The sequence below is a fragment of the Arthrobacter sp. P2b genome, from assembly GCF_900168295.1.
Classification (GTDB): Bacteria; Actinomycetota; Actinomycetes; order Actinomycetales; family Micrococcaceae; genus Arthrobacter.
This window is the reverse complement of sequence record NZ_FVZL01000007.1, coordinates 134,829-148,253: the sequence shown is the minus strand read 5'-3', so window position 1 is coordinate 148,253 and position 13,425 is coordinate 134,829. Positions and strand designations below refer to the sequence as shown.

Below are 13,425 nucleotides of genomic sequence, written 5' to 3'. Positions count from 1 at the left end.
CCGTCCTAGCCATGAACCGCTCTTGGCCGGACACTCCACCTTGGCGGGCTCCCCACCTTGGCGGGCACCCAACCCTGGCCTGACGGGTTGCCACCGGCCAAACACGTCCTAGACGGGCCGGAGGCCGGCGCTTGGTTGGGTAGCTGCGGTCTTTTCGGTCGCGTCCTTCAACAGGACGTCCAGGAGGGTCACGGCAGCGTCCTTGTCCAGCGGGTTGTTCTTGTTCCCGCATTTGGGGGACTGCACGCAGGACGGGCAGCCGGATTCGCACTCACAGGCTTTGATGGCATCCCGGGTGGCAGCCAGCCACACCTTCGCCTTGTCGAAACCCCGTTCAGCAAACCCCGCGCCGCCGGGGTGCCCGTCGTACACAAAGATGGTGGGCACTCCGGTGTCGGCGTGCAGGGCAGTCGAGACACCGCCGATGTCCCACCGGTCGCTGGACGCCACCAGGGGGAGGAGACCGATTGCCGCATGTTCGGCCGCGTGAAGGGCACCGGGGAACTGGGCTTCGATAAGCCCGGCTGCCGTCAGGGACCGGTTGTCCACCACGAACCACACCGCCTTGGTGAACAGTTCCCGGGCACCGAGCTCCAATGGTTCCTCGCCCAGGATTTCGTTGGAGATCAGTGCCTTGCGCTGGAAGGAGATCACCTGGGTAGTCACCTTCACGTCGCCGAAATGGACTGTTATGTCGCCCCACTGCATGGTGCGCTGGGTTTCCAGGACCTCGATCTGGGTAACGTCCCGCGCGGTGGTGTAGTAGTCGGGGTTGGCCCGGCGCACCACCACGCAGTGGTCGTCCTCGTTCAGGTCCTCCACCACATAGCTGTCGCCCTGGTGGATGTACACCGCGCCGTTGTGTGCCTGGTAGTGGGTCTGCGGCGAATCCATGGTCCCGAGGAGGGAACCCGTGTCCGCGTCGACAATGCTGACGGGACCGCCGCCGTCGGCCCGCAGGTTGACCATGGCAGCGGCGCTCTGGGAATGCGTCCAGAACCACCCGGCAGGCCGCCGTCGAAGGTAGCCCTGTGCCACCAGCTTGTCCAGGAGCCCTTCCGCTGTTTTGCCGAACAGGTCCAGCTCGCCCGGGCCGAGCGGTAGTTCCGCCGCGGCGGCGCACAGGTGCGGACCCAGGACGTAGGGGTTGGAGGGGTCGAAAACGGTGGCTTCAACGGACACGTCGAAGATCGCCTCCGGATGGTTCACCAGGAACGTGTCCAGGGGGTCGTCGCTGGCAACGAATGCGGCGATGGCCTCCTGCCCGGCCCTGCCGGCCCGCCCGATCTGCTGGAAAAGGGAAGCCCGGGTTCCGGGCCACCCTGCGACCAGGACGGCATCCAGTCCGGAGATGTCGATTCCCAGCTCCAGCGCGGAGGTGCTGGAGACTCCCAGGAGCCGGCCGGACCGCAGGGCTTTCTCAACCGCACGGCGCTCCTCCGGGAGGTAACCGGACCGGTAGGCGGCCACCCGCTGCGGCAGGCTCGGGTCCACCTCGTCCAGCAGGCGCTTGGTGATGGAGGAGATGGTTTCGGCCCCGCGGCGCGATTTGATGAAGGCAATGGTGCGGACCTGGGCGGACACCAGGTTGGCCAGCAGGTCGGCTGTTTCGGCCACTGCCGTGCGCCGTTCCTTGGCACCGTTTTCGCCCCGGACCTCGGTGAGGGCAGGTTCCCAGAACGCCACGGTCGTGGCGCCGTGCGGCGAGCAATCCCGGGAGACCGCCTTAACGGGCGCGCCGATCAGCCTGGAGAACGAGGCATCGGGATCGGAGGCGGTGGCCGACGCAGCAATAAACACGGGCTCGGGGAAGGACGTGCCGGCTCCGTAGTAGGCACAGATGCGACGCAGCCGCCGCATAAGGTTGGCCACGTGGGAGCCGAACACCCCGCGGTAGCTGTGGGCTTCGTCCACGATCACATAGCGGAGGCGGCGGAAGAACCCGGCCCACCAGGCGTGGTTGGGGAGGATGCCGAAGTGCAGCATGTCGGGGTTGGCCAGGATGAAGTTGGCGTGGTCCCGGATCCAGCGCCGGGAGGCAGGATCCGTGTCGCCGTCGTACGTTTCCGCCCTCACCGTGGGCAGTTTCAGTGCCCGAATCGCGTTCAGCTGGTCGGCGGCCAGCGCCTTGGTGGGAGAGAGATAGAGGGCGACCGCACCGTCGTGAATCTTGCCGGGGTCGGCGAGGACGCGCAGTTCCGAGCGGTGGATGGCATCCAGCGCAGGCAGCTGGTAGGCCAGCGACTTTCCGGATGCTGTCCCGGTGGCCACCACCACATGTTCGCCGTCGTGGGCGATGTTCGCCGCTTCCACCTGGTGCCGGTACGGCTCCTGGATGCCCAGCGAGCCGTATGCCCCGGCCAAGTCAGGGTGCAGCCAGTCCGGCCACGGCTCGTACAGGGCGGCGCGGGCCGGGATGGTGCGGACATGACGGAGCTGTTCCGGATCCGGGCCGCGGCCCAGCAGGGGAATCAGGGAGTCATGGGGGTTCACCCCAACATTGTTTCACCCGTCGCGGAGCCAGCCGGGCCGGTTCGCCCAAGGGGTAACCGGACCGGCTGGATCTGCCGAAGAAGGAGGGTCAGCTCAGGGAAAGGTCGGAACCGTCATGGGATGCCGACAGCATCAGGACCCGCGAGACAATGCTCCAGCCCAGATGGGAATACAGCTTTTGGCCGTCAATGGACGCCAGCAGCAACCCGGTCTCCACGTCGTGTTCGAAGGCCTGCGCAGCGAGGGCCCGCATGATGAAACTGCCCAGTCCGCGGCGCTGGAATCCCGGTTCGGTGATGATCTTGTCGAACACGGCGGTATCGCCCACCACGAACACCCGGCCGCTGGCGGCTACAGTGTCGCCGGAGCGCACTTCCGCGTAGTGGACGTGGTTGTGCTCGGACAGGTACAGCTTCAGGTCGTCGTCCGAAAGCCAGGGGTCCTCGGCGTCCTGCGTTTCCATGTCCACGATCATCATGGTTTGCGAGTCGGAGGTGACGTTCAGCCCGTGCTGGCGGGCCAGCGCCGCGTAGCGGTCGACGTCGTTGGTCAGGATGGTCAGCACCCGGGCGGGGACCTCGGCGGTCTTGGCCGCCAAGGCCGCGAACTCTTCCGGGGTTGGGTCGGAGGCGAAGAATTCCCATTCCCCGCTGGTGTCGGCCCGGAGCGCAGCGGGGAAGCGGCCCTCGGTGGACGTCTGGTATCCGCGGCAGCCGGCCCAGCCGGCCACCCACACTTCAAGAAGGCCTGTGATGTCTTCAATCATGGTTTCCGGGCTCATGACTGAACACTAATCCAGCCCGATCGCCAGCAACAGTGGGCGGCGGAGTGCTTATGCAATCGTGATGCAGGAGGCGCCGATCCGGTCCAGGAACCCCAGCCGGTACCCTTAAATACGTGGCTTTGAACCGAATTGTCCTTTTTTACGGCTTTACCCCCATCGCGGACCCGGACGCGGTGCGTCTCTGGCAGCGTGCCCTCTGCGAAAAGCTGGGCCTCACCGGCCGCATCATCATCTCCAAGGACGGCATCAACGCCACCGTCGGCGGCGAAATCGGAGCCGTGAAGCAGTACGTCAAGACCACCCGGGAGTACAAGGGCTTCCACGGCATCGACGTTAAATGGTCCGATGGCGGCGCGCACGACTTCCCCAGGCTCAGCGTCAAGGTGCGCGACGAGATCGTCTCCTTCGGAGCTCCCGGCGAGCTCACGGTGGACGCCAACGGCGTTGTGGGCGGCGGCAAGCACCTGAAGCCGGAAGAGCTGCACGAGCTGGTGGACGCGAAGAAACAGAGCGGGGAAGAGGTGGTGTTCTTCGACGGGCGGAACGCGTTCGAAGCCCAGATCGGCCGGTTCAAGGACGCCGTGGTCCCGGATGTCGCCACCACCCACGACTTCATCAAGGAGCTGGAGTCCGGCAAGTACGACGAACTCAAGGACAAACCCGTGGTCACCTACTGCACGGGCGGGATCCGCTGCGAGGTGCTCTCAAGCCTCATGGTGAACCGCGGCTTTAAAGAGGTCTACCAGCTGGACGGCGGCATTGTCCGGTACGGCGAAACCTTCAAGGACCAGGGCCTCTGGGAAGGCTCCCTCTACGTCTTCGACAAGCGCATGCACCTGGAGTTCAGCGAGGACGCCAAGACCATCGGCGAATGCACCCGCTGCTCAGCACCCACCAGCAAGTTCGAAAACTGCTCCAACCCCAGCTGCCGCACCCTCACGCTCTACTGCGCCGAGTGCGCCGCCAGTCCGGAAACGCTGCGGTGTCCCGAGGGCTGCGCCGCCTGAACACCCCTGGAGCTGCCGCCCGGCGCGCGATCAAAGGCGCCGCACGCGGTAGGCAAAGTTGGCTCCGGTTCGAGCCTCAACGGTGATGGTCAGGGCCGTCTCCGCGGAGAGGTAGATGACGTTTTCGCGGTTGACCCCGCACCTGAGGCCAAGATCCACCAGCGTGAGCGCATCACTGCGGACGGTAAACGTCACCCGCCGCTGGCTCCGGCAGGCAAGGGCCAGTGCATAGGTGCCGGTTCCGAGGACCGGCGTGGCTTCGGTCCGCACCTCCCCGGCGCCCAGCAGCCCGGCCCCCGCGTGGACCACCGTCTGCGGGGTGTCGGGGAGGGTCTCTGAGATCCATCCCTCCAGCTCGGCTTCGGACACGGGATCCCGCCGCAGCGGGTCACGAGTGAACACCGGACCCGGGAGCGGTGTCGCCTCCGCCGGGGCGGACCAGTCCCGGCCGTCGTCGTACGTATATTCGCAGCCGCTTAGCGTTCCCGCTGCCAGCACGATGCCCAGGACGACGGCGGCCGCCGGCTTCCGTGCCAGCGGCGCCCGTGCTGTCCGTACGGGACGGGGCGCGGAGGCTTTCCGCACGCTGGGCATAATCCGACTTTATGCCTGCCGGCGCCGGCGGGCCATAGCCCCACCGCTCCCTATTCGGCAGGCACCAGGTGGTAGGCGTAGATCAGCGGAGCGTCCACGCTGGAGGTGCTGATGTTCAGGGTGCCTGCCTCAGGCAGTGTGATCCGGGTTGTTTCCTTGCTGCCGTTGCAGGCCGCGCCGTGGTCCACCAGCTGGGCGCCGTTCAGCGATACCGCAAAAAAGGCCTTGCCGCCGCCTTCGCAGGTGGCTGTCAGCGTGTAGCGGCCTGCGGGAACGTTGGCCGCTTCCTCAATGATGCGGTCCCGGTTAAGGATCTTGCCGGCGTCCGCCAGGACCGTTCCCGAAGCCGTGGGCAGCGCGGTGGCCCGCCACTGCGGAACGTCCGCGTTCTCGATGGACACCAGGGGTGCGCAGGCGGCCAATGCAAGGGCCGCGGCCACCGGGGCGCTGAATGTCAGCACAGCGGTTCCGCGGCGGGCGCGCGGAAGGAAGGAAAGTCGGGAAGGCATGCTTCCACGCTACCGCCTGGGCGGGACCAGGCTGCACTGCCGGCTGGCGCAGCCCCGGGCGGCACATCCCGCCGGACTAAACTTGTCCGGTGCCTAGATCCCATTACGAGTTCACCGCCGGCAACACGCCCGACGCCCCGCGCAGCGACCTTCCCGAACTGCTCACGGCGCTCGCCGCTGACCTGCGCCGGCTTGGCTACACGCTCGACGGCGTCGCCCGGCTGCTCGGGCCCTCCGCGTCGGCTGCGTTGAACCGGGACCAGACCATCCCTGCCCTGCTCGCTGCCGAGCGCGCCGTCCGGGAGGACGAGGGCGCAGCGGCGCTTGCCGCCGTCGTCCGTCTGTGGCTCCTGGCCGAACCCCAGGAACGGGAAACGCTCGACGCCGCCCTGCCGGGCATCCGCGCCGGGGGCCTGCTGGAGCTGGGGCTGCTGCAGCCCGTTCCCGGCTCGGGACGGCTGGCCGCCAAGGCGGACCTGCGGCCCTACGGCTGGGATGCGAACGAGGACGGCAGCGGCGGGGCCGAACTGTGGGTGGCCAGCGACCTTGCGGCCCACCAGCAGCCGGGCGTGCTGCGGCATGACCACGTCCTGGGCATCGGCCAGGCGTCCACCACACTGGTGCAGACCACCATCCGGCGGCACACGGAGCGGGCGCTGGACCTCGGTACGGGCTGCGGGATCCAGTCGTTCCACCTCCTCCACCACTGCGAGCACGTGACGGCAACCGACATTTCCGAACGGGCCCTGGCCTTCACGCGCTTCAACATCCTGCTCAACGCCGAGGCCCTCTCTGTTGACCCGGCGCGGCTGGAGAAGCGGGTGAGCCTCCGGCTCGGGTCGCTCCTGGATCCGGTGGCGGGTGAGGAATTCGGCCTGGTGGTATCCAACCCGCCCTTTGTCATCACCCCGCGGCGTCCGGGGGAGGAAGCCGCGGAGCAGTTCACCTACCGGGACGGCGGGATGCCGGGCGACGAGATCGTCTCCTCGCTGGTCAGGGCACTGCCGGACGTGCTCGCCCCCGGCGGCACGGCGCAAATGCTGGGCAACTGGGAAGTACCGGCCGGCGCCGAGTGGCAGGAGCGGCCGCAAAGCTGGGCCGGTCCGGACGTGGACGCCTGGTTCATCCAGCGGGAACAGGTCAGCCCGGAACAGTACGCCGAGACGTGGCTGCAGGACGCGTCGGAAGGCCGGGACCGGCAGCACTACCGCGATGCCTATGAGGCCTACCTCGCCGACTTTGAATCCCGGCAGGTGGAGGGGATCGGCTTCGGGATGGTCTGGCTGCGGCGTCCCGTTACTGGCGGACACGTCGCGGTCAGCCGCTTCGAGGAAATCACCTACCCCATCGAGCAGCCCATCGGCCCCCACCTGGGCGCCGCCGTCGAACGCAGCGACTGGCTGGCGGCCAACGACATTGAGGACGCGCACCTGCTGGTGGCGGATGACGTCACGGAGGAGCGGCACCAGCGGCCGGGCGCGGAGCATCCGGGCGTCATCCTGCTCCGCCAAGGGGCAGGGCTGCGCCGCACCAACCTGCTCAGTACGGAACTGGCCGGCTTTGTGTCGGCGTGCGACGGCGACCTGTCCGCCGGGCAGATCGCCGGTGCGCTGGAGGCCCTGCTGGGCGGCAGTATGGGTGCCGTCGAAGATGGCCCGGACGGCGGTTTTGACGCCGGTACCTTCCGGAGTGCGCTGCTTGCCGATGTGGAAAACCTGGTCCGCGACGGCTTCCTTATTCCTGCTGCCGATTAGGCGTCCGCGGCGCCTGCCTGCAGCCCCCGGTTTTCCACAGGAATGCGCACAATTCTCCAAAATATGGTGAACTAGGCCAATATGGGCTCATCTGCCCCAGCAACCTTTTTCTGTAGGAGCACCGTGCCAAGCAAGGCCAAAACCGGCAAGAAACTCGTGATTGTGGAGTCTCCGGCCAAGAGCAAGACCATCGCCAAGTACCTCGGCGAGGGCTTCATCGTTGAGGCCTCCATTGGTCACATCCGCGACCTGCCGCAGCCGTCCGAGCTCCCCGCAGAGTTGAAGAAAACCTCGGTGGGCAAGTTCGCCGTGGACATCGAGCACGACTTCAAGCCGTACTACGTGGTGTCCGCGGACAAGAAGAAAAAGGTGACCGAGCTCAAGGCGGCGCTCAAAGACGCCGACGAACTTTACCTCGCAACCGATGGGGACCGCGAGGGCGAAGCCATCGCGTGGCACCTGCTGGAAGTGCTCAAGCCCAAGGTCCCGGTGTACCGGATGACGTTCGGCGAAATCACCAAGGAAGCCATCCAGCGCGCCATGGGCAACCTGCGCGACGTCGATTCGGCGCTGGTGGACGCGCAGGAAACCCGCCGCGTCCTGGACCGCCTGTACGGCTACGAAATCTCCCCGGTCCTGTGGCGCAAGGTGGCGCGCGGCCTGTCCGCCGGCCGTGTGCAGTCCGTGGTCACCCGCATGGTGGTGGACCGGGAACGCGAACGCATGGCGTTCAAGGCGGCGTCCTACTGGGACCTCACCGGCCAGTTCGGCGCGGATTCCGGCTCCTTCAAAGCCAAGCTCGCGGCTGTTGACGGCGCCAAGGTGGCCACCGGCCGCGACTTCAACGACGACGGCGTCCTCACCTCCAAGAACGTGGCGCACCTCAACGAGGAGCTGGCTACGTCGCTGGCAGCAGGGCTGCAGGATGCCTCGTTCACTGTCCGTTCCGTGGACACCAAGCCGTACACCCGCCGCCCGGCCGCGCCGTTCACCACCTCCACACTGCAGCAGGAAGCGGGCCGCAAGCTGCGGTTCTCCTCCAAGAGCACCATGCAGGTTGCCCAGCGGCTGTACGAAAACGGCTACATCACCTATATGCGTACCGACTCGTCCGCGCTGAGCGACGAAGCCGTGACCGCTGCCCGCCGGCAGGCTGCCGAGCTGTACGGCCCCGAGTACGTTCCGCAGTCCCCGCGCGTGTACGCCAACAAGTCTGCCAACGCGCAGGAAGCCCACGAGGCCATCCGTCCCGCCGGTGACTCCTTCCGCACGCCCGCCCAGGTGGCGAAACAGCTCTCGGGCGACGAGTTCCGGCTGTACGAACTGATCTGGAAGCGGACCGTTGCATCCCAGATGGGCGATGCCAAGGGCTCGACGGCGACCATCCGCCTGGGCGCGGTGGCTGCGGACGGGCGGGATGCCGAGTTCTCCGCGTCCGGCACCGTGATCACGTTCCCCGGCTTCCTTGCGGCCTATGAGGAAGGCAAGGACGAGACCCGCGGCGACGAGGACTCCGACGAAGCCCGGCGCCTTCCCAACGTTGCCAAGGGCGATGCCCTCAAGGCCTCGGACATCATCGCTGTGGGCCACGAAACCTCGCCGCCGCCGCGGTACACCGAAGCGTCGCTGACGGCAGAGCTGGAGAAGAAGGGCATAGGACGCCCGTCCACCTACGCCTCTACCATCTCCACCATCCAGGACCGCGGTTACGTCCGGAAGCAGGGCTCGGCCCTGGTTCCCAGCTGGATCGCCTTCTCGGTCATCCGCCTGCTGGAGCAGCACTTCAGCGACTACGTGGACTATGAGTTCACCGCGGACATGGAAGGCGACCTGGACAAGATCGCCAACGGCCAGGCCGTTGGCGCCTCCTGGCTCCGGCACTTCTACTTTGGGGAAGACTCCGATCCGGGCCTGCTCAGCATCGTGAACAACCTGGGCGAGATCGACGCCCGGGAAATCAACTCCATCCCCATCACCGACGAGATCACGCTGCGGGTTGGCAAGTTTGGTCCGTACCTGGAAAGTTCCGCTGCCACCGTCGACCCCAAGACCGGGGAAATCGTGGAGTCGGCGCGCGCCAATGTGCCGGAGGACCTGGCACCGGATGAACTGACGGCGGCCAAGGCCATCGAGCTGATGGAGACCGCGGCCCCCGAGGAGCGGGTGCTGGGCACCGACCCGCACACGGGCCACACCGTAGTTGCCAAGAACGGCCGTTATGGCGCGTACGTCACCGAGGTCATCCCCGAGATGACCGAGGAACAGATCGCCAACCAGCCGGTGGAGTACTACAAGAACGGCAAGCCCAAGCCGGCCAAGAAGCCGGTCAAGGCCAAGCCGCGCACCGGCTCGCTCTTCAAGTCCATGACCGTCGAGTCCGTAACCCTCGACGAGGCGCTGCAGCTCATGAGCCTGCCGCGCGTCCTGGGTGAGGACGCCGAAGGCAACCTCATCACCGTGCAGAACGGCCGGTTCGGCCCCTACCTGAAGAAGGGGACGGACTCCCGGTCCATCGGCTCAGAGGAGGAAATCTTCACCATCACGCTGGAGCAGGCCCTCGAGATCTACTCCCAGCCGAAGCAGCGCGGTGCCCGTGCTGCGGTGCCGCCGCTGGCGGAGTTCGGCCCCGATCCGGTGTCCGAGAAGAACATCGTGGTGAAGGAAGGCCGGTTCGGCCCGTACATCACCGACGGGATCACCAACATCACCGTTCCGCGCGCCACCTCGCTGGAGGAACTCACCCGCGAACAGGCCGTGGAGCTCCTCGCCGAGAAGCGCGCCAAGGGCCCGGTCAAGCGCACGGCCACCCGCAAGGCGCCGGCCAAAAAGAAGGCAACGGCCAAGAAGTAATCTCTTCCAGTGGTTGAGCTGTTCGAAACCCATGTTTCGAACAGCTCAGCCACCGGCGTTTGCGCGGGGCACCGGAACGTGATCGGGTAGAGGCATGACTGAACAGCCCGGAATTGCCGACCCGACTCCGCTGAACGACCTTGAGGAGAAGCTCGCCAAGGGCGGAGAGCCTGACGCGAGTCCCGTGGACGTCATCCTGTCCTTCCTCAACAGCGAGGTGTACATCGTCAGCTCGGACGGCATCGAGGGCGAGGACTCCCAGGTGGAGCCCCTGGTCCTGGCCAACTCCGACGGCGACCCCGTCCTTGCCGTCTTCTCGCACCCCAGCCGTGTTGACGAGCAGTATCTTGCAGCAGCCCCCAACGTGCTCGGCACCCAGGGCGCAGCGATCATCGCCAACATCGGCGAGGAGCTGGGCATGGTCATCAACCCCGGGGCGGCCTACGGCTTCGAAATCAACCCTGAGGGCGTCGCCAACATCAAGCGCGATTTCAAGCGCGCTGACGAACTCCCCGGCGATGCCCCGACGGACCCGTCCACCAACTGACGCCGCAACAATTGACCTGCTGCACCCGTTGACCGGGTGGCGGTTGGAATCCACCTGCTGCGCCAGTGAATAATGGCAGGATGCGACTAGGCGTCCTCGATATCGGGTCCAACACTGTCCATCTTCTGCTGGTGGATGCCCACCCTGGTGCGCGCCCGGTTCCTTTTGCATCTCACAAGCGGCCCCTGTCCCTGGTCCAGTACTTGGAACCTGACGGCAGCATCAGCGACGCCGGGCAGCACGAACTCAGCGAATTCGTGCTGGAAGCGTGGGAGTTCGCGGCCCGGCACAAGGCAGAGGACCTCCTGGCGTTTTGTACGTCGGCCATCCGCGAGGCCACCAACGGTCCCGAGGTCCTGGCCCGCGTCAAGCATGAAACCACCGTGACGCTGCAGGAGCTGACCGGCAGTGAGGAAGCGTCCATGACCTTCTTCGCCGTTCGCCGCTGGCACGGCTGGGGTGCCGGCCCCATCCTGAACCTGGACATTGGCGGCGGTTCCTTCGAGATGGCCTTTGGCCAGGACGAGCTCCCGGAGGTGGCCACGTCAGTGCCCCTGGGCGCCAGCCGGCTCACCCGGGACTGGCTGGCGGAGGACCCTCCCAGCGCAAAGAGCGTGAAGGAACTGCGGCGGTACATCCAGGCCACCCTGAAGCCCGCGGTCCGGGAGTTCGACGGCCTGGGCAGGGCCAACCTGGTGGCCGGAACCTCCAAGACATTCCGGTCCCTGGCCCGGATCGCCGGGGCGGCACCGAGCGCGGGCGGTCCCTACGTCAAGCGGGAACTGCACGCCTCCGATCTTGGGATCTGGGCGCAGCGCATTTCGGCGATGAAAGCCGAAGACCGGCTGCATCTGCCCGGTGTCTCCGAGGCGCGCGCACACCAGCTCCTGGCCGGTGCGCTGGTGGCTGAGGCCGCACTGGAGCTGTTCAAATTCAAGAAGCTCCGCATCTGTCCCTGGGCCCTGCGCGAAGGCCTCATCCTGCGCCGCCTTGACCAGCTGGTCTTCTCCGGGCCTCTTGAACCCGCGCCGCACATCGCCGCCCCGCAGGCCGTGGAGGCACCCGTCTAGGACTGGCCTTTAAAAGCGGAAGCACCGGGGCCGGCAACAGGAAAATGGGGGAAAACCTGTTGCCAGCCGCCGGTGCCCTGGCAGACATCCCCATGCCTGCCGCATCACTCGCACCCTCAATGAGGTAATAACCACGGTAGGGGCGCAACTTGTGAGGGACCTGCGCTGAACATGTGAGCCAGCTGTGAATCCAGCCAACGCGGGGTCAGATACGGCCCAATATCGGGCAGGAATTGGGCTTTATCCGACCCCGCGTTGCTGTAAGAAGTCGGCACCCGCCGTGGCTAACTGCAATGATGGAGCCATGAGCAACCGAATCGCATTCCTTGGCTGTGGATCCATGAACGAGGCCATTCTCGGCGGCCTGCTGGAAGCTGGCACGGATCCGGCGGACGTCGTGGCTACGGTCCGGCGCGCCGAGCGTGCCGCCGAACTGGCCGAGCGGTACCACGGCATCACCGCCATCGCAGGCGAGGAGGAGCCCGACAACAACAGACAGGCTACCAAGGGGTCCGCCGTCGTCATTCTTGGCGTCAAGCCGGTGGGCATCGCGGACCTCGCCCGGGAAATCAGCGGGGCTCTCTCGCCGAACACCGTAGTGGTCAGCGTGGCCGCCGCCGTGTCGATCGCCCAGCTCGAAGCCGCGCTCCCCGCGGGGCAGCCGGTCATCCGGACCATGCCCAACACACCGGCGAAACTGGGCCGCGGCGTGGTGTCCGTTTCGCCCGGCACCAACTGCACCCCTGAACAGCTCCAGCAGGTCAAGGACATGCTGCAGGGCGCGGGAACCGTCGTCGAAGTACCCGAGGAACAGGTGGACGCGCTCTCGGCCATCAGCGGCTCGGGACCCGCCTACGCGTTCTACCTCGCCGAAGCAATGGCCGCCGCGGGGGTGGAACTGGGCCTGGACCATGAACTGTCCCTGCTCCTGGCCCGCGAAACCGTAGCCGGCGCCGGGCTCATGCTCGCCGAACCCGGTGCCGACCCGTCAGCGCTGCGGAAGGCGGTCACCAGCCCGAACGGCACCACGGAACGCGCCATCGCCACATTTGATGAGCAGGGCATCCCGTCCATCATCGCCGCCGGCGCAAAGGCCGCAGCGGACAGGGCAGCGGAAATCACCAAACAGCTCGGCTAATTTGGGCCCGCCCAAACCCCTACGGCCTGGCGGCGAAGCGCTCCAGCAGGTCCACGTGGCCGGACACGATCAGCATGTCCCGCGAGGACACCTTGGTCTCCGGCCGCGCGTAGGTGAAGTCCTCACCCGGTGACTTCACGCCCACGATCGTCACGCCGTACTTGGAGCGGACCTTCGACTCATCGAGCGTGAAACCAACTGTTTCACGGGGCGGGTACATCTTGACGATGGCGAAGTCGTCGTCGAATTCGATGAAGTCGAGCATGCGCCCGGACACCAGGTGCGCCGCGCGTACGCCGGCGTCCGCTTCCGGATAGATCACGTGGTTGGCACCGATCCGGGTGAGGATCTTGCCGTGCGATGGCGTAATCGCCTTCACCCACAGGTGTTCAATGCCCAGGTCCACCAGGTTTACGGTGATCAGCACGGAAGACTCAATGGACGTGCCCACGCCCACGACGGCAGAGCTGAACTCCTGGGCTCCAAGCTGCCGGAGTGCGTCGATGTTGGTGGCGTCGGCTTCCACCACGTGGGTCAGCAGGGGTGCCCACTTCTGCACCAGGGTCCGGTCCCGTTCGATGGCGAGCACTTCACGGCCCTGCTTCACCAGCTGCTCGGCAGTGGATGAACCGAAGCGGCCCAGCCCGATCACCAGCACCGGAGCATTATGGGCGGGGCG

The 13,425-nt window shown here is 66.5% G+C and carries 11 protein-coding genes; 6 read left to right on the top strand and 5 right to left on the bottom strand.

All coding sequences use genetic code 11. The features are described from left to right. Window positions 1-108 precede the first annotated feature (108 nt). A complete protein-coding gene (locus B5520_RS13370; protein ID WP_079597556.1) occupies window positions 109-2,493 on the bottom strand; it encodes a DEAD/DEAH box helicase in 2,385 nt (794 codons plus the stop codon). An 88-nt stretch (window positions 2,494-2,581) separates the two neighbouring features. After that, window positions 2,582-3,274: a GNAT family N-acetyltransferase gene (locus B5520_RS13365; RefSeq protein ID WP_079597555.1), complete on the bottom strand. Its 693-nt coding sequence runs from the start codon at window positions 3,272-3,274 to the stop codon at window positions 2,582-2,584. A 116-nt stretch (window positions 3,275-3,390) separates the two neighbouring features. Here B5520_RS13365 and B5520_RS13360 point away from each other — a divergent pair, with 116 nt between their 5' ends. After that, complete coding sequence (locus tag B5520_RS13360) at window positions 3,391-4,284, top strand: oxygen-dependent tRNA uridine(34) hydroxylase TrhO (protein ID WP_079597554.1); 894 nt, start codon at window positions 3,391-3,393, stop codon at window positions 4,282-4,284. 30 nt (window positions 4,285-4,314) lie between these two features. On the opposite strand, the gene B5520_RS13355 is transcribed toward B5520_RS13360, so the two are convergent. Both B5520_RS13355 and B5520_RS13350 read right to left on the bottom strand, forming a co-directional pair. Then, window positions 4,315-4,878, bottom strand: a complete 564-nt coding sequence (locus tag B5520_RS13355) for a hypothetical protein (protein ID WP_079597553.1) — start codon at window positions 4,876-4,878, stop codon at window positions 4,315-4,317. A 50-nt stretch (window positions 4,879-4,928) separates the two neighbouring features. Further along, complete coding sequence (locus B5520_RS13350) at window positions 4,929-5,387, bottom strand: hypothetical protein (RefSeq protein WP_079597552.1); 459 nt, start codon at window positions 5,385-5,387, stop codon at window positions 4,929-4,931. A gap of 89 nt (window positions 5,388-5,476) precedes the next feature. On the opposite strand from B5520_RS13350, the gene B5520_RS13345 reads away from it, so the two are divergent. The 5 genes from B5520_RS13345 to proC all read left to right on the top strand — a co-directional run bounded on the left by B5520_RS13345 (window position 5,477) and on the right by proC (window position 12,746). Then, window positions 5,477-7,141, top strand: coding sequence for a DUF7059 domain-containing protein (locus B5520_RS13345; protein ID WP_079597551.1), 1,665 nt, complete (start codon window positions 5,477-5,479; stop codon window positions 7,139-7,141). A gap of 123 nt (window positions 7,142-7,264) precedes the next feature. Continuing rightward, window positions 7,265-9,991: a type I DNA topoisomerase gene (gene topA / locus B5520_RS13340; RefSeq protein ID WP_079597550.1), complete on the top strand. Its 2,727-nt coding sequence runs from the start codon at window positions 7,265-7,267 to the stop codon at window positions 9,989-9,991. A 94-nt stretch (window positions 9,992-10,085) separates the two neighbouring features. Beyond that, entirely contained in the window at window positions 10,086-10,538 is a 453-nt protein-coding gene (locus tag B5520_RS13335) for an SseB family protein (RefSeq protein ID WP_079597549.1), read from the top strand. Between the two features lie 80 nt (window positions 10,539-10,618). Next, entirely contained in the window at window positions 10,619-11,608 is a 990-nt protein-coding gene (locus B5520_RS13330; protein WP_079597548.1) for a Ppx/GppA phosphatase family protein, read from the top strand. Between the two features lie 304 nt (window positions 11,609-11,912). Further along, window positions 11,913-12,746, top strand: coding sequence for a pyrroline-5-carboxylate reductase (proC, locus tag B5520_RS13325; protein ID WP_079597547.1), 834 nt, complete (start codon window positions 11,913-11,915; stop codon window positions 12,744-12,746). Window positions 12,747-12,765: 19 nt separating this feature from the next. Here proC and B5520_RS13320 read toward each other — a convergent pair whose 3' ends face one another. Next, on the bottom strand, window positions 12,766-13,404 hold the full coding sequence (locus tag B5520_RS13320) for a potassium channel family protein (protein ID WP_172801511.1): 639 nt from the start codon (window positions 13,402-13,404) through the stop codon (window positions 12,766-12,768). Window positions 13,405-13,425 lie beyond the last annotated feature (21 nt).

What these genes read in the sequence shown, in the direction of transcription:
- B5520_RS13365 (WP_079597555.1), bottom strand. Translation starts at nt 3,274, where the DNA reads ATGAGCCCGGAAACCATGATTGAAGACATCACAGGCCTTCTTGAAGTG.
- B5520_RS13355 (WP_079597553.1), bottom strand. Translation starts at nt 4,878, where the DNA reads ATGCCCAGCGTGCGGAAAGCCTCCGCGCCCCGTCCCGTACGGACAGCA.
- B5520_RS13350 (WP_079597552.1), bottom strand. Translation starts at nt 5,387, where the DNA reads ATGCCTTCCCGACTTTCCTTCCTTCCGCGCGCCCGCCGCGGAACCGCT.
- B5520_RS13335 (WP_079597549.1), top strand. Translation starts at nt 10,086, where the DNA reads ATGACTGAACAGCCCGGAATTGCCGACCCGACTCCGCTGAACGACCTT.
- B5520_RS13330 (WP_079597548.1), top strand. Translation starts at nt 10,619, where the DNA reads ATGCGACTAGGCGTCCTCGATATCGGGTCCAACACTGTCCATCTTCTG.
- proC (WP_079597547.1), top strand. Translation starts at nt 11,913, where the DNA reads ATGAGCAACCGAATCGCATTCCTTGGCTGTGGATCCATGAACGAGGCC.